Annotated in this window: 16 protein-coding genes; 7 read left to right on the top strand and 9 right to left on the bottom strand. The window is 42.5% G+C overall.

Translation table 11 applies throughout. The features are described from left to right. Positions 1-2: 2 nt before the first annotated feature. The 3 genes from FKG96_RS10400 to FKG96_RS10390 form a co-directional block, all read right to left on the bottom strand. Positions 3-605 (bottom strand): hypothetical protein, encoded by a 603-nt coding sequence (locus tag FKG96_RS10400; RefSeq protein WP_149105501.1) that lies wholly within the window; start codon positions 603-605, stop codon positions 3-5. Between the two features lie 17 nt (positions 606-622). After that, a complete protein-coding gene (gene tssD / locus FKG96_RS10395) occupies positions 623-1,075 on the bottom strand; it encodes a type VI secretion system tube protein TssD (RefSeq protein ID WP_149105500.1) in 453 nt (150 codons plus the stop codon). A gap of 98 nt (positions 1,076-1,173) precedes the next feature. After that, on the bottom strand, positions 1,174-1,500 hold the full coding sequence (locus tag FKG96_RS10390; protein WP_013665875.1) for a hypothetical protein: 327 nt from the start codon (positions 1,498-1,500) through the stop codon (positions 1,174-1,176). A 203-nt stretch (positions 1,501-1,703) separates the two neighbouring features. Here FKG96_RS10390 and FKG96_RS10385 point away from each other — a divergent pair, with 203 nt between their 5' ends. The 3 genes from FKG96_RS10385 to ggpS all read left to right on the top strand — a co-directional run bounded on the left by FKG96_RS10385 (position 1,704) and on the right by ggpS (position 6,923). Beyond that, complete coding sequence (locus tag FKG96_RS10385) at positions 1,704-3,554, top strand: LuxR C-terminal-related transcriptional regulator (protein ID WP_149105499.1); 1,851 nt, start codon at positions 1,704-1,706, stop codon at positions 3,552-3,554. A gap of 146 nt (positions 3,555-3,700) precedes the next feature. Continuing rightward, complete coding sequence (locus tag FKG96_RS10380) at positions 3,701-4,687, top strand: NAD(P)H-dependent glycerol-3-phosphate dehydrogenase (protein WP_149105498.1); 987 nt, start codon at positions 3,701-3,703, stop codon at positions 4,685-4,687. A gap of 1 nt (position 4,688) precedes the next feature. Continuing rightward, entirely contained in the window at positions 4,689-6,923 is a 2,235-nt protein-coding gene (gene ggpS, locus FKG96_RS10375) for a glucosylglycerol-phosphate synthase (RefSeq protein ID WP_149105497.1), read from the top strand. Positions 6,924-6,976: 53 nt separating this feature from the next. Here the strand turns inward: ggpS and FKG96_RS10370 are convergent, their stop codons facing one another. From FKG96_RS10370 to FKG96_RS10355, 4 genes are all read right to left on the bottom strand, one after another. Then, positions 6,977-7,369: a barstar family protein gene (locus FKG96_RS10370; protein WP_149105496.1), complete on the bottom strand. Its 393-nt coding sequence runs from the start codon at positions 7,367-7,369 to the stop codon at positions 6,977-6,979. Positions 7,370-7,378: 9 nt separating this feature from the next. Continuing rightward, positions 7,379-8,809, bottom strand: a complete 1,431-nt coding sequence (locus tag FKG96_RS10365; RefSeq protein ID WP_149105495.1) for an efflux transporter outer membrane subunit — start codon at positions 8,807-8,809, stop codon at positions 7,379-7,381. A 27-nt stretch (positions 8,810-8,836) separates the two neighbouring features. Continuing rightward, entirely contained in the window at positions 8,837-12,016 is a 3,180-nt protein-coding gene (locus FKG96_RS10360) for an efflux RND transporter permease subunit (protein WP_149105494.1), read from the bottom strand. 76 nt (positions 12,017-12,092) lie between these two features. Further along, positions 12,093-13,238, bottom strand: coding sequence for an efflux RND transporter periplasmic adaptor subunit (locus FKG96_RS10355; RefSeq protein ID WP_130857113.1), 1,146 nt, complete (start codon positions 13,236-13,238; stop codon positions 12,093-12,095). Between the two features lie 217 nt (positions 13,239-13,455). Here FKG96_RS10355 and FKG96_RS10350 point away from each other — a divergent pair, with 217 nt between their 5' ends. The 4 genes from FKG96_RS10350 to FKG96_RS10335 all read left to right on the top strand — a co-directional run bounded on the left by FKG96_RS10350 (position 13,456) and on the right by FKG96_RS10335 (position 19,243). Further along, positions 13,456-14,250 (top strand): DUF4440 domain-containing protein, encoded by a 795-nt coding sequence (locus FKG96_RS10350; RefSeq protein ID WP_130857111.1) that lies wholly within the window; start codon positions 13,456-13,458, stop codon positions 14,248-14,250. Positions 14,251-14,363: 113 nt separating this feature from the next. Further along, positions 14,364-15,290 carry a helix-turn-helix domain-containing GNAT family N-acetyltransferase gene (locus FKG96_RS10345; protein ID WP_246860268.1) on the top strand — a complete coding sequence of 309 codons (927 nt, stop codon included), beginning with the start codon at positions 14,364-14,366 and terminating at the stop codon, positions 15,288-15,290. A 525-nt stretch (positions 15,291-15,815) separates the two neighbouring features. After that, positions 15,816-18,089 carry a catalase/peroxidase HPI gene (katG, locus tag FKG96_RS10340; RefSeq protein WP_149105492.1) on the top strand — a complete coding sequence of 758 codons (2,274 nt, stop codon included), beginning with the start codon at positions 15,816-15,818 and terminating at the stop codon, positions 18,087-18,089. Between the two features lie 269 nt (positions 18,090-18,358). Beyond that, a complete protein-coding gene (locus FKG96_RS10335) occupies positions 18,359-19,243 on the top strand; it encodes an alpha/beta fold hydrolase (protein WP_149105491.1) in 885 nt (294 codons plus the stop codon). A gap of 264 nt (positions 19,244-19,507) precedes the next feature. Here the strand turns inward: FKG96_RS10335 and FKG96_RS10330 are convergent, their stop codons facing one another. Together FKG96_RS10330 and FKG96_RS10325 are read right to left on the bottom strand one after the other, a co-directional pair. Then, the gene (locus FKG96_RS10330) at positions 19,508-19,969 is read right to left on the bottom strand and encodes a hypothetical protein (protein ID WP_130857106.1); all 462 of its coding nucleotides are present in this window, start codon (positions 19,967-19,969) and stop codon (positions 19,508-19,510) included. Between the two features lie 3 nt (positions 19,970-19,972). Further along, positions 19,973-21,199, bottom strand: coding sequence for an ABC transporter permease (locus FKG96_RS10325; RefSeq protein ID WP_149105490.1), 1,227 nt, complete (start codon positions 21,197-21,199; stop codon positions 19,973-19,975). Positions 21,200-21,201: the final 2 nt, after the last annotated feature.

Below are 21,201 nucleotides of genomic sequence, written 5' to 3'. Positions count from 1 at the left end.
TATTAATCTCTACGGATATTAATGATATGGTTGTTTTTCATTAATTCGTTTAAGTCTGTTTTTGATAGGAAAACGATACTTTTGCCATAGTCCTTCGCATGATGTCGGCGAATGACACTCAATTTAGATGCACCAGGCACTTCATAATCATTGACGCGAAACCCAAGGGAGTCTCCTTTAAATTGGCTAAGCAGATACAAGGTATAGAATCCATTTGATTGTTTAATACCGTATACATCACCAACTTGTGGTCGCTGCAAATAGTTGGCTGTCTGCCTATCTTCGTTCACAATGGCAATAGATATGAACACTATCAGGATTACACCGTGTAAAAGTCCACTAAAATATTTCCAGGGTATACTCGGCTTCTCGCCTGGGATAGATTGTGCTAAACTTAACGGCATCTCCTTTCGGCTCAAGGTTTGACGGCAGTGTGTGCAATGACTAAGCGACTCTGTTCGATAACTAAACATCGGTATCCAAAAAATATGAAAATAGCGTACATAAAAATGGAGTCCTACTGATTGTTCAGAACCGCAATAGGTGCAATCGAACTTAGGCTTACCGGCCCGTATTAATCTTTTCCCTGTTCCAAAAATGATCATATCATAAAAATTGGTTTCTACCGACTTCCATTTGTTTTAGTCGCCGTATAACGAATCGGAACATTATCGATTGTTAGATTATCAATATATACAGAAACCTGTGTACTGGCATAGCCATAGCCGTCACCAGATGCGAAACTTTCCGAGGTTGCTCCTACCGAGGCATCTTTAAAAGCAATAGTTCTTAAAGTTTTCTTTTCCCCGGTCGCCTCCACAGTGATCACACCATCCGCTTTATCCATTTGTCCACCGATCCATTTTAATAGAAATTCATCGGTATTTTGTTGAAAATCAATACTCACGATATAAGCATCATAAGCAGAATATCCCATTGAGGGGCCGTCGCCCCTAGGTTTCGTACACGAGTAAGCAAAACTATTCAATAAATAACTCTGAGATTTCTTGCGTTTCGAATCCGTTAATTTCAGTCGAATTGTACGATCTCCCTGTTGTCCAAATGCGGAAAGCACTAAGACAAGGCAAAAAAAAAGTATTAAAAAAAATTTGTTTCATTTTTCTGTTTTTTATAAAGCGACATCCTATTCATAGGATGGATAATCTTCGTTGTTTAAAAATTAAATTTTCCTTCAAACAGCTTTCCTATGAATGGCACAGGCTTCTTTACTTCATTAAAAGCCGTAATGATACCTAACAGTAATAAAATCAATGGAATCAAAAGGATCAGGTAGCATAAGGTAGCTAAGCTAGGTAAGAGAGTTAACACCACTGTGGTGAGTATGCTCAATATAATATGAAAAATAAATATACCGAGCGCTTGACTTAGATGATAGCCCACCAAACTGCTTTTTTCTTCCGATTTTTGATAATTCAGGTAAGCAATAACCCATCCGATGATTGTCAGATAGGCTATAATTGACATATTTTTGTTCGTCATGATAATAATAATTGTTTAAAAATGAACAGGGCAAAACTAGCTTGAATTGACAATAATGCCTGAAATCAGAGACCTATACACCGTCTACAAGAAAAAAACATTCGACTACAAAGCGTCTACAAAAACCTCAAAAGAAACTGCCTGTCAATATTTTAGCCAATTATTCCCATTTTTTGAACCCCATCTTTTTTCTATTTTTGAACATGCATTGGTTAAACAAGTCCCTACTTCTTATCTGCATTTCGCTTTTTACCATCCTTTATCACTCAAAAGGGCAGGAAATTTATATCGACTCATTAGCGCATCTTTTAGCGCAACCAAGCACGACGCTGCAGGAAAAACCGCTCCTTTTATGTAAGCTGGCGAAAGCCAATACCGAAAAGGATCTAAAAAAATCGTTTAAACAAGCGCGGGAAGCGATTCATATCGGACATAAGCTAAACACTTATGAAGGGCCCGCCATTGGTTTTGCGACGCTCATTTATCTCTATATACAAGCCAACGATATAAAACAAGCCTATGAGAGCCTCGATAGCGCTTTGTATTATGCCTCACGAACGAGTGACCCGGTCGCAAAAGGCTTTGTTGAATTCAGAAATGGGTGGCTTGACTTAGTGAACGGGGAAAGTGACAAATCCATCACTAAGTTATTGAAGGCGCTCGATTTATTCAAAACAGTGAATTTTTATGAATACGAAGCCACTATTTATCACTATCTCGCCAGTATCTATGGGTATGGCAACGATGTCAATAAACAATTGGCCTATGCGCGTCTTAGCTTTGAAAGTGCTAAAAAAAGTGGACAAGTGGACGCCTTAAACACAGCTTACTTCACGGTAGGACATAGTTTCTATGACCGCTTTAAACTGGATACAACCACGCATGATCTGCTCGACTCTGCCTTGATTTATAACAAGCGGTCTGTTCGACTGTCTACCATTCAACGCGGACGTCTAATCGCACAAAGTAATACCGCGGCAGCGGCGTTGAACATTGCAAATAGCTATTTCAAACATTTTCCCAATACTTATAAAGACAGTGCAGACAAGTACATCGATTTCGCTATTGAAATCGCAAAGCGGACAAACTTACATGAAGTGCTTATGAATTGCTATGGTATTCGTAGTGAGTACGCGCTGCGCGGGGGAAGGTACGACGAAGCAGAGAAGACGCTGCTTAACGGTTTAGCTGCACTTGAAGGTAATGTCCTTAAAATGCCGGTAACGAAAGCACGCATATTTCTTGCTTTGTCCCGAATCGCCGAAAAAAAAGGTTCAGAGAAGACTGCCTTAAGCTACCTAAAACAGCATATTGCATACAATCAAGAGGCTTTTGACGAAGAAAAAATAACCAATATCCAGAAAATGGAAGCCCGGTACAGTATGGCCAAAAAAGAACAGGAAATAAGTTATCTAAAGAAGCGGAACTTTCTATACTTGATCATTGGTCTATCCTGTATCCTTACACTATTGTTTCTACTTAGTTCTTATAATTACAAACTAAAAGCTTCAACAAGAAAGCAAGCCCTTATTGATCGGGAAAAAGAAGAAGCTCAGTTAAAAGCGCAATTAAAGGAGGCAGAGGCCAATAGACTGCATGCCGAACAAGTGCTGTTAAAAGAACGCGAGGAGCGCTTACAGAAAGAGATTCTTGCAGGAACGCTGCAGATTGAAGAAAAAAATGGTTTACTGGAAATGCTATCTGATAAAATCGCGGAAAAAGGTCATCTTTCTGTTGATGAACAGATTAAGCGAATCGTCCAGCAGCAGAAAAGAATGGATAAGGAATTTGAAGGTCATAAGACCGATTTTTTTGAAAGCGAATCGCAGTTCTTTGAGAAGTTACAGGAAAAAGCGAATCATACCCTTACCCGATTAGACCTCAAATATTGTTCTTATATTTTAATGGGGCTCTCGAATAAGGAAATATCGACCCGTTTAAGTATCGAACCAAAGAGCATCCGCATGGCAAGATACCGCCTTAAACAAAAACTTGGCCTTGACAAGAATGATCAGCTGGACCAGTTTATACAACAGGTAGGACGCCTAACATAAGAAGCTTAATTTTAATACCTTATAACCAAAACAAAAGTAAAACTTAACCAATAGTTGTTTATTTTTCCAAAAATTTGTACGTTTGTGCTCCGATTTGGCTATACGACTACTTAGCCACTTTTTCTGTAATCTAAAAATCAATTGTTTTGATTGAATTTGGTGTTTTTGGCGGTGGCAGCTGGGCTACTGCTCTAGTAAAAATTTTAACAGACAATAAACTAATAGTTAATTGGTATTTAAGACGGACAGAGCAAGCAGAGGCAATACAAAATGCAGGCAGTAATCCTGATTACCTAAACTTTGTTACTTTAAATACGGAATATTTACAGTGCAGCTCTCAGAAGCAGTTTGTAGCACAAAAGAGTACTATTATTCTATTCGCCGTTCCCAGTGATGGTCTCTCTGATTTATTGATTGGTTTTGATAGAAAATGGATCCATAACAAAGCTGTATTGAGCGCCGTCAAAGGAACTGTCGGTGAAGAGCACGAGCTACCAAGCGCCTATATATCGAGGCAATTAATTATACCGAATAACCTTCAAGGTATTTTGGCAGGCCCCTGTCATGCTGAAGAAATCGGCCATAGAAAAAAAACTTACTTGACAATCGGCGCGGTTGATCCCCATTGGCAGCAAATGTTACAAACCTGCTTTTCAGCAGATTATCTTGACGTTCGTATAAATGCAGATATTACTGGAATCGAATGGGCCGCGATCTACAAGAATGTAGTTGGTCTGGTATCCGGAATGGCTAAGGGGTTACGTTACGGTGACAATTTTATTGCTGTTTTAGTGGCCAACGCTTTGGCAGAATTGAGAGAAGTTCTCCGGCATATGGGCAGTAATGCCGAAATCCTCAGTTCTTCTTATGCAGGCGATCTTTTAGTGACCGCGTATTCGACTCACAGTCGTAACCGTCTTTTTGGTGAGATGATCGGCCGCGGCTATAGCGTCGATAAAGCAAAAGGTGCCATGAACATGGTAGCTGAAGGTTATGGAGCAACACGCGGGCTCTATCAGACTACCCGGAATTTTCCCGTGAAGCTACCGATCTTACAAACGGCTTATCGCGTATTATTTAAGTATATGCCTGTATTAACTGAGTTTAAACTTTTGGAACAAAAATTAACATAGCATGATACTAGCAACAGACTTAGACGGAACTTTCTTAGGCGGTGAAATGAACCAGCGAATGGAGCTCTATCGCCTTATTAAAGAGGTGAAAGACTTTACGCTGGTTTTCGTTACAGGTCGAGGCCTCGAAACAGTCATTCCCCTATTAAACGACCCGCTAATTCCTACACCCGATTATATCATCGCTGATGTAGGAGCTACCATCGTCAATGGACACACGTTGGATAAGATTGAACCGATCCAATCGGAAATAGAACGTAACTGGACGGAAGTCTTTGATTTACGGCAAACACTTGCAACAATTGAAGGCATTGAGCCGCAAGAAGTACCACAGCAGCGACGGAGCTCTTTTTATTATTCAAACGGAGTTGATCTAACGAAAGTGATGGATATAGCCGAAAAGAAAAATCTGGACGTCATTACATCCGTCGATAAATATTTGGATTTGCTTCCTAAAGGCGTAAATAAAGGTTCTACACTTCGCAAACTTATTGATATGTTAGGTGTAGCAGATGAAAGGGTGCTCGTGGCAGGCGACACAATGAACGATCTCGCCATGTTTCAAATTGGTTGTAAAGGTGTTGTCGTCGGAGCATCAGAGGCTGCTTTATTCGATACCACTGCTAAAAACCAAGATGTTTACCACGCCAAACAGCCAGGGGCCGGAGGCATCTTGGAAGCCATGCAGCGACTCGACTCTTTTCGTAAGCTATTCCCGGCAAATAAGACCGCAAAAGTAAAGCGAAAAGCCACTAAAAATCAATTGGTTATTGTCTATCACCGACTCCCTTATGAAAAATCAATGATCAAGGGCCAAAGCGTACGCCACGCACCAAAAAGTCCAAATGGTATTATTCCCTCCTTGCTCGGACTTTTTGAAAATGGTCGTGCCGGTATCTGGGTAGGCGAAGAAGCGCAACAAAAGGACGGAAAGGAAGTAGGTAATCAATTGATCGACGCGCAGAAATATCCAAAGCTATGGAGCTCTACCATTTCTTTATCCAAAAAAGATATTGATCAGTTTTATCGGGTGTTTTCCAAGGAGGCCTTTTGGCCAACTATTTTTTCCTTTGTAGATAAAGCAAGATTCAATCACGAAGATTGGAACCATTACCTTCGTATCAATAAAATTTTTGCCGATCGTGTAGCAAAAGAAGCCGATCACGGTGCTTTTGTTTGGATTCACGAATACAATCTCTGGATGGTACCTGCCTATTTGAAGCCTTTACGACCTGACTTGAAAATTGGCTTTTTTCATCACACCTCCTTCCCAGGTGCTGATGTTTTTAATATCCTTCCCTGGAGGAGGGAAATCATCGGTTCGCTGCTGTTGTGCGATTTCATTAGTTTTCATATCCCGCGTTATGTGGAAAATTTTGTTGACGTACTCCGAAGTCACGTGCCGTTTCGGGTGGTTAAAACAATCAATGCTGCCAAACAATTTCTTACTTATAGCTGTGCCTTGGGTGTGGAAAGCATGACAAAAATTATCGAGGTGGAAGGTCGCAAAATTCGCTTAGGAGCCCAACCGGTTGGGGTAAACATGGCAAGCATCAAGCGCGCACTAACCTTTCCAAAAGTAAAACAGCATATTCAACGCATGCAAGTAGCGAAGCATAAGAAAGATATCAAAACGATTCTTTCGATAGAGCGTTTGGATTATGTAAAAGGGCCCTTGGAAAAGATAAAAGCTTTTGGTGAGTTCCTGGAAGATTACCCGGAATACCGGGAAAAGGTAGCGTTGATCAATATCTGCACGCCCCCTTCGCAGGGAATGAAGATTTACGATCAAGTTCGAGATGAACTGAATCAAGCCATTGGTGAGATTAACGGTAAATATGCTACCATGGATTGGCTTCCAATCCAATATTTCTACCGTTCACTACCTTTTGATGAAGTAGTTACTTATTATGGTATAAGTGATATAGCTTGGATTACACCGCTCCGAGATGGGTTAAATCTAGTTGCGAAAGAATATATTGCAACGAAAGGACTATTAAACGACTTCAGTGGAGCATTGGTGTTATCTGAATTCGCAGGAGCTTCTGTGGAGCTACCTTATGCTATTTTAACGAATCCTTACGATCGAAAAAGTATGATTGAATCGCTGCTAAAAGCACTGATGATGGATGAACAGGAACAAGCGATCCGTATTCAACGTTCCTTTGAAGCGGTTTCTCATTTCGACGTGGAATACTGGGGTAAGGATTTTGTACAAGAACTCGAGAAGTCGTAACAGACAGTGTTTATATAAATCAACAGATCCCCGCAAAGCACGTTGCGGGGATTTTAAACAAGTACCAAATCAATATTTTTGTGCGCAGCTACAATGGATTTGAGCATCTCAAAATAGGTTTCCCCGATGCCGTTTTCAAGCGCTATTAATTTCTCCCTAAAATATTCTTTATTAAAGAGAGCACCTTGTTGAAGCTTATCTTCATAGTAGGCCTTAGTCGCCTTATAACCTAAAGCTTCTTGCATTCGTTCAACGTTTTTCCACACAAACCTTACTTTTTCGCAATCTTTCATAGCCCCAAAGCCACCATATAACAGATCGTTAAACGCATCAAGGCTGTTCCCTATCTTCCAATCTTCATCCGACATAAAGACCCGATTGATTTCCTCATAAAACGAAGCAATGTCATGAATATGCAAACCGTCAATAGCTATTTCCTTGATCATCAAAGTAAATTAGTGATTTTTTTGATTATTTACCAAGCGCTCGGTATCATCATATTCCTGCGAACCTCCCCCCACTGCACGATAAAGTGCTATAACTGCTTGCCATTGTTGCAATTGATCATCAATTCTGTCCATCTGTGCATTCAAAAGGTTCTGTTCAGATAATAGCACATCTGTATAATTCGTTGCAGAACTATACCGAAGCAACTCTTTGGTAAAATCAACTGCTTTTTCGAGCGATCTTAATTCGTTACGTCTGCTCGTTTCTTTTAACGAAGCGCTTTCCAAAGAAAACAAGGCATCCGAAACTTCCTTCCCCGCCGTCAACAATGTTTTATTAAAGTTGTAAAAAGCCTCCTGCTGCTGAGCCTCGGCCGTCTTTAGACGGGCCTTATTTACACCACGATTAAAGACAGGCTGTGTTAAGCCGCCCATAATATTAGCAAACAGGCCTGCATTAGTAAACCATTCAGAAATGTCAAAACTGGTAAACCCTCCCGCGGCAGTGATATTAAAACCGGGATAAAAAGCGGTTTTCGCAACATTGACCTGTTCAAAGGCAGTTCTGAATACCAGCTCCGCCTCGGCAACATCCGGACGAAAACGTAATAATTGAACGGGAATACCGGCCGATAGGTCAAGCGGTAGCTTTTGATTTGAAAGAGTCGTTCGCTCAATAGCTCCGGAAGGTCGACCAAGGAGCAGACATAGAACATTTTCAGTTTCCCTAATTTGTCGTTTAATATCTGGGATGAGCACTTCTACTGCATATTGATTCGCTTCGCTTTGCACTACTGCTGCGCCGTTAACCACCGCCGAAGCTTTAAGTTCCCGCATCGTCAGGACGTCCTTCTTGCGGTTTTCAAGAGTCAATTCCAATACCCTCAGTTTCTGGTCTAACGCAAGAAGTGCATAATAATTGGTTGCAATGTCAGCTACCAACTTGCTTCGTATTGCCCGCTGTGCGGCCTCCGTGGCCAACAGATTGGCTAATGCAGCTTTTTTACTACTCTTGAGACGTCCCCAGATATCTGCTTCCCATGCCATGGTAAGGCCCGCGTCATATTGGGTAGCATTATTGATTAAACCATAACCCTGCGGAAAAGCCAATCTCGACCGTTTAATAGACGCCGCACCATTTATCTCGGGAAAAAAGGCTTGTCGACTTTGACTAAAGGCTGCCTCAGCGGCAACAATGCGTTGTATTCCCATTTTAAGGTCTAAGTTCTCTTCCAACCCATCGGCTATTATTTTTCGAAGAGCAGTATCTGTAAAAAAATCCGACCAATTTTTCGAAGCAACCGTATTGCTATCAGCTTGCGTTTGGCTTCGGTAGTTCGATATTATTTTCGCATCGGGTGCATCATATTTTTGAGTCACCTTACAAGACGCTACTATTGACAAAATCACAACAATTAGCCCTTTATTTCTGTATTTCATGATTTTCCTATTATCAATTCCCTAAACTTATAACGATGGCGCTTCCATCACTTTTTTCTCCCAATTGTCTTCTTTTTGTTCCCTGATCGTTCGTCCGCTAAGGCGCTCATGCAACGCCTGGAACATAACAAACAGTGTCGGAATCACGAAAATACCGAACACGGTACCTATCAACATACCTCCCACCGCGGCAGTGCCAATGGACCGATTGCTTAAAGCCCCCACTCCCGAAGCCAGCATTAAAGGCAATAATCCAAAAACAAAGGCAAAAGACGTCATCAGAATAGGCCGTAGCCTAGCCGAAGCACCCGATATCGCTGCACGCACTAAACTTAAACCACTGTTACGACGCTGGACGGAAAACTCCACGATCAAAATGGCATTCTTAGCCAACAATCCAATAAGCATAATTAGACTGATCTGAAGAAAAATATTATTATCAAGCCCTCCTAGGCGTGCAAACAAAAAGGCTCCTGCCAGACCTATTGGTAGGGATAACAGTACAGCAAATGGAAGGATATAGCTTTTGTACTGGGCGCTGAGCAGAAAGTAGACAAAAATGAGACAAAGCCCAAATATCATCAGTGTCTGATTACCACTATTAATCTCTTCCCTCGTCAAGGCACTATAATCAAAATCAGTCCCCCTCGGCAGTGTTTCCTGAGCGACCTCTTGTATGGCGCGAATAGCGTCACCTGAACTATAACCGGGATTGGGAGCTCCATTTACGGTAGCCGAAGTGTATAAGTTGAAACGATTAATGAACTCCGGGCCACTGGTACGTTCTAGCGTTACAAACGTGGAAATAGGCGCCATTTCTCCGTTATCATTTCGCACGTAGATTTTTTCCAGATCTGCTTCCTCTGCACGGTAACTGGGGTTGGATTGAACGAGTACTTTGTATTGTTTACCAAAACGATTAAAATCGGATGCATAGATTCCGCCCATATATCCCTGCAAAGTCCTTAATAAACCGCCAACATCTACCCCTGCCTCCTTAGCCAAAGGAACGTTAACCTTCACCTGATATTGCGGTAAATTGGTATTAAAGGGTGTGGCAGCATACATAATCTCCGGGCGCTTGCTCAGGCCTGCCATAAATTTACCAGCAGCAGCTCCAAAATGTTCGTAGGTACCGCCGGTTTTATCCAGTAACTGAATTTCAAAACCGCTATTATTACCGAAACCCTGTAGGGTGGGAGCCGCAAAGAAAATGATATTTGCTCCACGAATATGCCTTGTCTTAGCGAATAACTTTTCTACCAAGCTGTTGATGTCTTGGCCTTCACCGGTCCGTTCTTTCCAAGGTTTAAGTGCGATAAACATTGCACCATAAGAGCCTCCAGTCCCACTTATTAGGTTCATGCCTACCAAACGGGAGCTAAGTTCCACTTCGGGCATACTTCGTGCGATGCTATCGACCTCGTTGGCTATCCTAGTTGTCTGCTCCAGTGTCGATGCAGGCGGTAAGATAATATCGCCGTAAATTGCACCCGAATCTTCGTTAGGAACAAATCCTGTTGGCGTGGTTTTCAAAAAAAAGATGAGCAGCGTAGAGAATAACACGATACCGCCTATGGCAAGCCACTTATGCTTGATAAGCAGCTTTACAGAACGAATATATCGATCGCTTAACGCCGCAAAAGCAGTATTGAACATGATAAAGAAACGCCGCAACCAATTTTTTTTTGTATGCGCTTCATCTGTTACTTCATGAGATTTTAGAAACAAGGCACAAAGTGCCGGACTTAAAGTCAGTGCATTCACTGCGGAAATGATGATGGCGACAGCCAAGGTAATTCCAAATTGTTTATAAAATACGCCCGCAGATCCTTGAATGAAAGTAACCGGGACAAAAACGGCTGCCATAATCAGTGTAATGGAGATAATGGCCGAGCTAATTTCGTTCATCGCATGTAAGGTGGCCTTTCGTGCCGACTTTGCTCCCTGACTAATCTTGGCATGAACCGCCTCCACAACAACTATCGCATCATCCACGACAATACCAATGGCTAACACCAATGCGAATAAAGTAAGCAGGTTCAGGGTGAAGCCAAATATTTTTAAGAAAAAGAACGTTCCTATAATCGCTACAGGCACGGCAATTGCCGGGATCAATGTTGAACGAAAATCCTGTAGAAAAATAAAAACAATAATAAACACCAAGATAAAGGCTTCTACGAGTGTTTGAACCAACTTAGCAATCGAGGCATCCAGAAAACTGTTCACATTAATAAAAGTCGTCCACTTAACCCCCGAAGGGAAATCAGCTTCCGCTTTTTTGAGCATCTCAACAATCCGCTCATTGATCTCGTGCGCATTCGCACCTGCAGACTGGCTAATAGCTCCACCTGACGAAGGGAAACCGTGGGCAGTAAGATCGGTATTATAACTAAAGGCACCGAGCTCGACGGTAGCAACATCTTTCAGGCGAAGCAGCTGTCCATCCCGAGTTGCTCGCAGTACAATATCTTCAAATTGTTCCGGTTTTTCCAATCGCCCGGTATATTTGAGTACATATTCAAAGGTTTTACTACTGTTTTCACCTAACTTTCCGGGAGCTGCCTCTAGGTTCTGTTCAGCGAGGGCTGCTAATACATCATCCGGTACCAATCCGTAAGAAGCCATGACATCCGGCTTTAACCAAATACGCATCGAGTAAGTTTGATCGCTCCATACTTGCACATCGGCGACGCCCGGTATACGTTTCAGCTCCGGTACAATATTGATACGCATATAGTTATCAAGAAAATTGACATCGTACGAGTTGTTTTCGCTGTAAATCAAGAAACCGAAGATCTCCGCATTCAGTTTTTTGGTGGTCGTAATTCCCGTTTTGATCACCTCCGCCGGCATTACACCCGTTGCCTTTGCCACCCGATTCTGCACATTCACAGCCGCTAGGTCGGGATCCGTGCCCTGTTCAAAATTAACGGTAATAACGGCCGTTCCATCGTTACTCGCTTTGGAAGTCATATAGGTCATATGTTCTACGCCATTGATCTGTTCTTCCAAAGGAATGATAACACTTTTCATAACCACGTCGGCATTGGCGCCCTGATAAGAAGCCGTTACCTGCACCGTTGGCGGCGCAATCTCAGGATATTGTGAAATTGGAAGCGTAGTTAATCCCAACAGTCCGAGTATAACTATGATAATGGATATAACGGTCGATAGCACCGGATTGTCCACAAATTTCTTTAACATGATTTCAAAATTTAAAGGTAAAGCAGTGGCTAGGGCATGCTGTTAAGGATGCCGTTACCCAAAAAAGCGACATTTTTTATCGCTTGGTTGTAATAGCTACTTGATTTCTAGGTTTTATTTTATCACCGTCTTTAATTGCCCCTACATCTTTCATTACGATGCGGTCTCCACTATGCAAACCACTGTTTACAACAAAAGCATCACCAACAGGCAGTACATTCACGGTGATTTCAACCGAGTGTGCCGTATTGGCGCTATCAACGGTCATTACAAACTTTTTCCCCTGTACCTCAAAGGTGGCCTTTGCCGGTACAATAAGTGCATCCTCTATTGGGCGGGCAATACGAAGCGTAGCGCTGCTCCCGCTGCGGATCATTCCGGCCTTATTGGGAAAAAGTGCACGCATGGCAATGGCACCTGTGCCCGTATTGATCAAACCGCCGGTGGTCTCTATACTACCCCTTTCTGTGTAAACGCGTCCGTTTGCTAATATTAATTGCGCAGGAGGTATTCGTTTTAACACATCGTGAATAATAGGTTGATCTTTAGGATTATCGATTAGTTCAAGAAACTGTTTTTCGGAGAAGGAAAAGTAAACATGAATATTGGAAATATCTGACAGTACCGTCAACGCTTCTTCACTGGTACTGCTTACCAAACTTCCGATTTTGTACGGAAGTGTGCCGATAACACCATCAGCAGGGCTGCGGATAATTGTATAACCGAGGTTGGTTTGTGCATTTTGCAGCGCTGCTTTTGCTTGGGCCAATTCTGCCTGCCTCGCTTCCAATTCTAAGTGAGCTGATTGCAGCTCGTATTCGCTGATTATCTCCTTTTTCACTAAAGGCTCCGTTTTTGCAATCTGCATCTTCGCGGTATTAACGGCAGCGTCGGCTCGTTTAACAGCGGCCTGGGCAGTAAGCACTTCCTGCTCATATTGCGGGTTGCTAATACGGAATAATAGCTGGCCTTTCTTTACTTGCGCACCCTCATCTACCAGTATCTCCGCAATATAACCATCTATTTTAGGACGAATCTCCACATTTTGCTGGCCTCGCACCGTAGCCGGGTGGTCAAAATACAACTCAGCATCACGCGGTGCAACGGTCATCACATCAAATTCCTGTAATGTGGCAGGGGTAGTAGATTGGCTGCCCTGCCCGCAGCCACTTAGCAAGGCAAGCACTATTCCAGCCATGCCAATATGGTAAGTGTACTCCATGTTATTTCATTTTTTCCCTTATTCAATATGACCTCAAAGGTATAGACAAAAGAATAATAAACAAAGTAAATACTTTGTTTATTATGTAAAATGAAAATCATTTTAGATAGTCTCCATTGCAATTAATGACATATAAATAAAAACCGATTACTAACTGTACTGGTATTGAAACAAATCAATAATACAGGAGTCTATAAGCAATACTTCAGTCAAGAATATGGAATACCTAAAACACAACATCACGCTTGTATCTTTTCCTATTTTACTTGTCCTTTTGTTTCAAGAAGCAATTGCTCAGAATCAGGCAAAAGACATCGAAATACAGATACTTAAACAAGATAGTCTTTTCTGGCATGGATATAATACCTGTGACATTAAACTTCAAAGCCAACTGATCAGTGATGATATCGAGTTTTATCATGATAAAGGTGGCGTTACGCTGGGAAAAGCAGCCATGATCGCAAGCATAAAGAATAACCTCTGTAGTTCAACTTTTAGATTGCGGCGCGAGCCGATTGACGGAACCGTACAAATCCATCTGTTACGTTCTGTCGATTCGATATATGGTGCGTTGATTACGGGAGAACATATCTTTTATCTAAAAGAAGAAAACAAAAATGAGCGCCTAGACGGACGTGCCCTTTTTGCCAATTTATGGTTATTACGCAATGGGAAGTGGCTTATGAGTCGAGTTTTAAGTTATGACCACGGGCCAGCGAAATATATCAATAGGAGAAAAGAAATCACATTAACACGCAAAATGCTTCAATCATACGAAGGCACTTACAAAGGACCGCAAAGTGGCGAGATAAAAGTTAGTGTGAAAGACAAGCATTTGAGCTTAACAATCGGTTCGAAAAGTTTCGAAATCTATCCAGAAACTGAAGGTGTATTTTTTATGAAGGAAAGAGACTTAACATTTCGTTTCATTAACGATGATAAGCTTGGTAAGAAAGTCGTCATTTGCGAATTCGGAGATATTGTAGAAGAAGCAGCACATTTTCAGCAGTAGTTTCAGATCGGAAAGCATGCCTATTATTAATTTTAAAAAATCTTTCTTTATATTTGCATAACTGGTTATGTAATTAGTTATTCAAAATGGATTTATTCGAAAAAACGGGAAAGATGGCGCTAGGAAGCCGTCTGCGATTATTAACAGCAAAAGTTACTGAAGATGCCGCTCGCATTTATAAGTTATATGACGTCGATTTGGCACCGAAGTGGTTTCCGGTATTTTTCATCTTAGCAGAAGAAGGTGAAAATACCATTAGTGAGATCGCTAACAAAATCGGCCACTCTCAACCATCGGTCAGCAAAATTATCCGCGAGATGACAGCTGCAGGTTTGATATTGGAAAACCGCAAAACAGACGACAAAAGAAGAAATGTAGTCGCGCTGACAAAAAAAGGAAGACTGCTAGGCGTCAAAATAAAAGATCAGTATGCGGATGTCAATGCTGCTATTGACACGCTGATTTCAACTGCACAGCATAATTTATGGGAAGCCATGGAAGAGTGGGAATTTCTGCTAGATCAGCAGTCACTCTACAAACGGGTGATAGAGCAAAAAAAAATTCGTGAAAGCAAAGATGTAACGATTGTAAAATATAATCCCGTTTATCATACTGCCTTCAAAACACTCAATGAAGAGTGGATTTCCACTTATTTTGAACTTGAAGAAGCGGATCGCCAAGCGCTGGAAAATCCGGATCAATACATCCTGAACCCGGGAGGTAAGATTTTCGTAGCTTTATATCGTGGCGAGCCGGTGGGTGTTTGCGCACTGATTAAAATGAACGATCCAGACTATGATTATGAACTCGCAAAAATGGCGGTATCTCCCAAAGCCCAAGGGAAGAACATTGGCTATCTACTCGGCCAATCGGCAATAAACGAAGCGCGTAAAATAGGCGCAAAAGCTCTTTATTTAGAAAGCAATACGATCCTTAAGCCTGCTATTAATCTATATTATAAGTTAGGTTTCCAAAAAATTACCGGTCACGTCTCACCCTATAAGCGCTGTAATATTCAGATGTCCTTAATATGTGCCTAGCTAGTCGGACTTTATCTAGATTATTCTTATTTCGATAGTGACTCGGGCAAATTGATACTACAAAAAAAGTCTTCAACCGGGGAGATTGAAGACTTTTAACTAACCAATTATAAACCTAAATTATGATGATACAAAGATAGTGTAAAAAGTACACATTACAAACTATTTTCACCGAAACTTTAGACCCGGCAATCGATTCGACATTTTCATGACAATATTGGCTGCTACTAGCAGTTGGATTTCAGCATGTGGCTATTCGTATCTCCATCTCAACAAGTGATTTGAGAAACCAGAGGCTACTAGTCACCACACAACGTTTCAACAACTCAAAAAACCAAAGACACACTTGCTACTTTAAATATTTATTCGCAACTTAATTAAAAATTTTGTTAGCGTCTACAGCGAAAACGACACGTACTTTATTAGCCAATTACATAAACAAGCCACAAGAAACCAGTAGCTGTAGTCCGTTTGTACGAGTACTTAAGTGATAAATAATTATTTTCTCAACGCAAAATCTCTAACATGGAATCAAAAGACATCAGTAAATGTCCATTTCACGGCGAAAAATTATTAAAACAAGCAGTTGGTGGCGGTGGCACCAGAAATCAAGATTGGTGGCCTAATCAATTAAAACTAAACATTCTACGTCAACACTCTTCCCTATCCGATCCGATGGATCCCGATTTCAATTATGCCGAAGCATTTAAAAGTCTGGACCTCGAAGCGGTAAAGCAGGATTTACATGCTCTCATGACCGACTCACAGGACTGGTGGCCAGCTGATTTTGGCCACTATGGGCCCTTATTTATTCGCATGGCTTGGCACAGCGCCGGCACTTACCGTGTAGGTGATGGCCGCGGTGGCGCGGGGGGTGGACAACAGCGCTTCGCGCCACTGAATAGTTGGCCTGATAATGTGAGCTTAGATAAAGCCCGTCGATTGCTTTGGCCAATTAAACAAAAATATGGTCGTAACATTTCATGGGCCGATTTATTGATCCTTGCCGGAAATATTGCCTTGGAATCAATGGGTTTTAAAACTTTTGGATTTGCGGGTGGGCGCGAAGATATGTGGGAAGCCGAAGAAGATGTATATTGGGGAGCGGAAACGACGTGGCTGGGTGGTGACGTACGTTATACACACGGGTCAGAAGGTGTCGTGGAAGGTCATGGCGTACTGGTTTCAGATGATGATGCGGATGGTGACATCCACTCGCGTGACTTAGAAAAACCGCTGGCAGCGGTACAGATGGGACTGATCTATGTAAATCCTGAAGGTCCAGATGGCAATCCGGATCCTATTGCCGCCGCAAAAGACATACGAGACACTTTTAGCCGTATGGCCATGGATGACGAAGAAACTGTTGCGCTGATTGCCGGAGGCCACAGCTTTGGAAAAACGCATGGGGCAGCACCTGCAACCCATGTAGGAAAAGAACCCGAAGCTGCAGGATTGGAATCGCAAGGTTTAGGTTGGCATAACAGCTATGGTAGCGGTAAAGGGCCAGACACCATTACCAGTGGATTGGAAGTGATATGGACAACCACACCAACGCAGTGGAGCAATAATTTTTTCGAAAATCTTTTTGCCTTTGAATGGGAATTAACGAAAAGCCCGGCCGGTGCGCATCAATGGGTAGCGAAAGATGCGGGCGACATTATTCCTGACCCCTTTGATCCAACAAAAAAGCGGAAGCCCACCATGCTTACCACAGATCTTGCGCTACGGCTTGATCCTGGTTTTGAAAAGATATCAAGACGTTTTCTGGAAAATCCGGATGCTTTTGCAGATGCCTTCGCTCGTGCCTGGTTTAAATTGACTCATCGTGATATGGGACCCCGTAGTCGTTACCTTGGCCCGGATGTACCTAAAGAAGAATTAATCTGGCAGGATCCGATCCCCGCTGTTGACCATCCGTTGGTAGACGCCAATGATATCGTTATGTTAAAAGCAAAAATTCTTGCTACCGGCTTAAGTGTATCGGAATTAGTTTCCACCGCGTGGGCTTCCGCCGCTACTTTCCGCAATTCAGATAAACGCGGGGGTGCCAACGGCGCTCGCATTCGCCTAGCACCACAAAAAGATTGGCCGGTAAATAATCCCCCTCAGCTCACAAAGGTATTACACGCTTTGGAAAATATTCAAAGGGAATTCAACAACGTGCAACCGGGAGGAAGAAGAGTATCACTCGCTGACCTGATTGTGTTGGCAGGATGCGCCTCCATCGAAAAGGCAGCGAAGGATGGGGGGCATGCCATCACGGTTCCATTTAACCCGGGGCGAATGGATGCTTCGCAAGAGCAAACTGATGTCGAATCCATTGCCTTTTTAGAACCTGCCGCTGATGGATTCCGTAATTATCGCAAGAGTAAATCCTCCATACCTACCGAAGCGCTGCTAATCGATAAAGCACAATTGTTAGGACTTACAGCTCCGGAGCTAACGGTACTGATGGGCGGTATGCGTGTACTGAACACAAACTTCGACGGATCCGCACACGGCGTTTTTACAAGAACACCCGGTGTATTAACGAACGATTTCTTTATAAATTTGCTCGATATGCGTACAGCATGGAAAGCGTCATCACCAGACCAGGAACTGTATGAAGGCTACGACCGCGCAACGCGGCAGCCCAAATGGACTGCCACGCGTGCCGACCTGGTATTCGGTTCAAACGCGGAACTGAGAGCCATTGCCGAAGTCTATGGAAGTTCGGATGGGAAAGACAAGTTTGTGAAAGATTTCGTTGCCGCCTGGACCAAAGTGATGAATGCAGATCGCTTTGATCTCAAGTAATAACTATAGTTTAAACAAAGCGATGGATGTTTCATCGCTTTGTTTTGCAGCTTCACGAACAACAACCGTGTATCATTTAACTTAGCAACCTAACTACCGATGAATTGACTCGTTGACCCAACCATCACATTGTCGTAATCCCCCCTTCACATTGCCAATTTCACCCCTCATCTCATAAGGCAATGGCCCGTACCTTTGTTTTATAAAGCGCTATATAAAACACAACAAGTTTATTTTTCAATTTGCAACTATTATCTAAAACAAAGAATATGAAATCGTTAAGAACATGTATCATCCTTGCACTAATTGTCGTCTCACAAGGATTCCAAGTAAAACTTTATGCCCAGCCATCTCAGAACAAAACGGGGTATGCACCAATAAATGGTTTAAAGATGTATTATGAAGTGCACGGCGAGGGAGCACCGCTTGTACTGATTCACGGTTCGTTTATGACCATTCCGATGAACTGGGAACAAATTATTCCTCTTTTCAAAAACAGAAAAATTGTGGTAGCAGAGATGCAGGGGCACGGCCGTACAGCTGACATTCCCCGTGCGCTCAGTTACGAAAATATGGCGGATGATATTAGCGAGTTACTTAAACACCTTCACATCGATAGCGCTGACATACTCGGTTATAGCATGGGTGGCGGAGTTGCTTTCCAAATGGGTATCCGCCATCCGGAACAAGTGAAAAAACTAGTGATTGTGTCTGGTGCGTATAAACACGATGGTTGGTGGCCCGAAACGGAAAAAACGTTCGCAACGATGAATGCAGATATGTTTAAAGGCTCGCCATTAGAAGATGCTTATAAAGCCCTTTCTCCTCATCCAGAGAAATTTAATGAGTTTTTCACCAAGACAATGAGCATTGATTTAAAACCTTACGATTGGACAGAAGACGTTCGTGAAATGGATATTCCTATCCTCATGTTATTAGGTGACGCGGACGGTATTCGCTATGAACATGCCAATGAGCTGATGCGCATGAAGGGTGGTGCTAAAATGGGCGACTTCGGCGAAATGTCTACTTCTCGCATGGCTATCTTACCAGGTACTACACATATCGGTATGATGGCAAGGGCCAGCTGGTGGATACCTATGGCTGAAGAGTTTTTAGACAATAAAAAAGAACCCAGTGTATTTATGGAATAGTCGGTAATATCGAAGCCTGTTTTGTACTTGCTAACGTATCGCTATATTGCTAAACATGAAATAAAAAAAGTCTTCAACCGGGGAGATTGAAGACTTTTAACTAACCAATTATAAACCTAAATTATGATGACACAAAGATAGTGTAAAAAGTACACACATCAAAATATTTTTGCCAACAATTTAACTTATTAAGTCGATTCGACATTTGGATGACAATAGTAGCGGCTGAATGGCTTCCGAATGATTGGTTATTGTTCCTCAAGCTTAGTCCTGTTCAACAACTTCGGCATCCAAAATCTGTATTTCCGCACCTTTCTCGAGGTTGGTATTTAAATACACCTTTCCCCTTATTTTGAACGGATTGTTGGAAAACCTTGCCTTTCCACTTTTCATGGTCACCTGCACCAGTGGCGGGATCCCATTCTGACCGCAAAACATGCACTGCATCACGGGAAGAACCGATAGCATAAACATATGATGATCTCGTCCCAATTCAAAAGGCACCATATAACCGGGTAATGTTACCGTCGTATGATCCAAATCTTTCAATACCTTGGGAAAGTGAGGCGTATAAACGGTAGTACCGTCATCTTCTGTTGTAACTTTGTACATCAACTGATCAAAGGCCTCCCAAACCTTATTCATCATCGGCTGATGATCGGGCGTTTGAGCCTGTGCTGTAAAGGTGAACAAAAGAATCGATGCAAACAGTCGTCGAAATAACATATATTATTTAGCTAAGGTTTCCGAAATTGGAGTAGAATAGGCCTTGGCTGCAGGTATCAACGCCGCGCCGAATCCCAGCAATAAAGCCGCCAGCACAACGGAAATTTCTTCAATCCCGAAACCATAGGCATCGACAAAATGTCCACCTTCCTCTACAGCGATGGCAAGGGCGGCAATGTGAGCCAATAGAACACCAGATATAGCGCCCATTGCTGTAATCAGCATCCCCTCTAGTAGCATCAGCTTAAATAAGACGCTTTTAGCGGCACCCATAGACCGCATGATCGCCAGCTCATATTTCCTGTTTTTAAACGAGTTATAAAGACTGGCAAAGACACTTATAGCAGCCATTAGCATAAGTACCACAGCTAAAACGCTCGCCGCATCCAAACCGACTCCCATCATTGAAAACAAGCGAGCACTCTCTATTGCCGGTGAAGCGGCCTGCATGTTGGTAGTCTGATTAACCAGTCGTGGAAACATAGCGACGGCCGTAGGATTCTTATAACGAATCAACATACTTGTAATCTCTCTTCCTTGTACATTCATATTCAACAAGTCATGCACCTCTTCCTTTTCTTGATGTTGACGCTGATGTTCCTGATGCTGATGCTCATGTTCATGCATATGCCAGACGCTTGACAAATTCGTCAGTACCAAACGATCCGCTATACTACGACTCTCCTCCAAGATCCCTACGATAGTATAAGGATGATCACCGTGAAGATCTCCACTATCGGCCAGACCATGCGCTCCGACAATTTTATCCCCACATTTAAGTCCTTCTGATTTGGCTACTTCATGACCTATCACCGCCTCAAAGTCACTCGCTCCCCATTTACCCGAAACTAAATGAAGACCATACAGGTCGAGAAAGCGGCTGTCAGTCCCGACAATCCGGAATCCTTGGTAATTATCTCCTATAGATAGTGGCACGGCCAACTTAACCAATGGATGAGCCGCTATTTTGCGCGCATCATCTAGCAGAATATTTCCCGTAGGATAATCGACGTGAAAGATACTGCTTAAAATCAACTGCAAAGGACTTCCCTTAGCACCAACTACCAGATCAACGTGGCTGCCATTCAAGCTGATCTGCCGATTGATCTGCGACGACAGCAGCAAAACCAGACACAAAATCGCCGTTCCCAATGCAGACAGAAGTATGCAAAGTGCCGACGAGGAAAAATTATAAATAATAGTCTTCCAGACAATACGGAATAGCTTCATTC

The sequence above is a fragment of the Olivibacter sp. LS-1 genome (assembly GCF_008245145.1).
Taxonomy (GTDB): Bacteria; Bacteroidota; Bacteroidia; order Sphingobacteriales; family Sphingobacteriaceae; genus Olivibacter; species Olivibacter oleidegradans.
Note: the sequence above shows the minus strand (reverse complement) of the source record. Positions and strands in the feature narration are given on the sequence as shown.

Coding starts and splice junctions, on each gene's coding strand:
- FKG96_RS10335 (WP_149105491.1), top strand. CDS start 18,359: ATGAAATCGTTAAGAACATGTATCATCCTTGCACTAATTGTCGTCTCA.
- FKG96_RS10370 (WP_149105496.1), bottom strand. CDS start 7,369: ATGATCAAGGAAATAGCTATTGACGGTTTGCATATTCATGACATTGCT.
- FKG96_RS10330 (WP_130857106.1), bottom strand. CDS start 19,969: ATGTTATTTCGACGACTGTTTGCATCGATTCTTTTGTTCACCTTTACA.
- FKG96_RS10360 (WP_149105494.1), bottom strand. CDS start 12,016: ATGTTAAAGAAATTTGTGGACAATCCGGTGCTATCGACCGTTATATCC.
- FKG96_RS10390 (WP_013665875.1), bottom strand. CDS start 1,500: ATGACGAACAAAAATATGTCAATTATAGCCTATCTGACAATCATCGGA.
- FKG96_RS10325 (WP_149105490.1), bottom strand. CDS start 21,199: ATGAAGCTATTCCGTATTGTCTGGAAGACTATTATTTATAATTTTTCC.
- FKG96_RS10365 (WP_149105495.1), bottom strand. CDS start 8,809: ATGAAATACAGAAATAAAGGGCTAATTGTTGTGATTTTGTCAATAGTA.
- FKG96_RS10355 (WP_130857113.1), bottom strand. CDS start 13,238: ATGGAGTACACTTACCATATTGGCATGGCTGGAATAGTGCTTGCCTTG.
- FKG96_RS10345 (WP_246860268.1), top strand. CDS start 14,364: ATGGCGCTAGGAAGCCGTCTGCGATTATTAACAGCAAAAGTTACTGAA.
- FKG96_RS10385 (WP_149105499.1), top strand. CDS start 1,704: ATGCATTGGTTAAACAAGTCCCTACTTCTTATCTGCATTTCGCTTTTT.
- FKG96_RS10350 (WP_130857111.1), top strand. CDS start 13,456: ATGGAATACCTAAAACACAACATCACGCTTGTATCTTTTCCTATTTTA.
- FKG96_RS10400 (WP_149105501.1), bottom strand. CDS start 605: ATGATCATTTTTGGAACAGGGAAAAGATTAATACGGGCCGGTAAGCCT.
- ggpS (WP_149105497.1), top strand. CDS start 4,689: ATGATACTAGCAACAGACTTAGACGGAACTTTCTTAGGCGGTGAAATG.
- katG (WP_149105492.1), top strand. CDS start 15,816: ATGGAATCAAAAGACATCAGTAAATGTCCATTTCACGGCGAAAAATTA.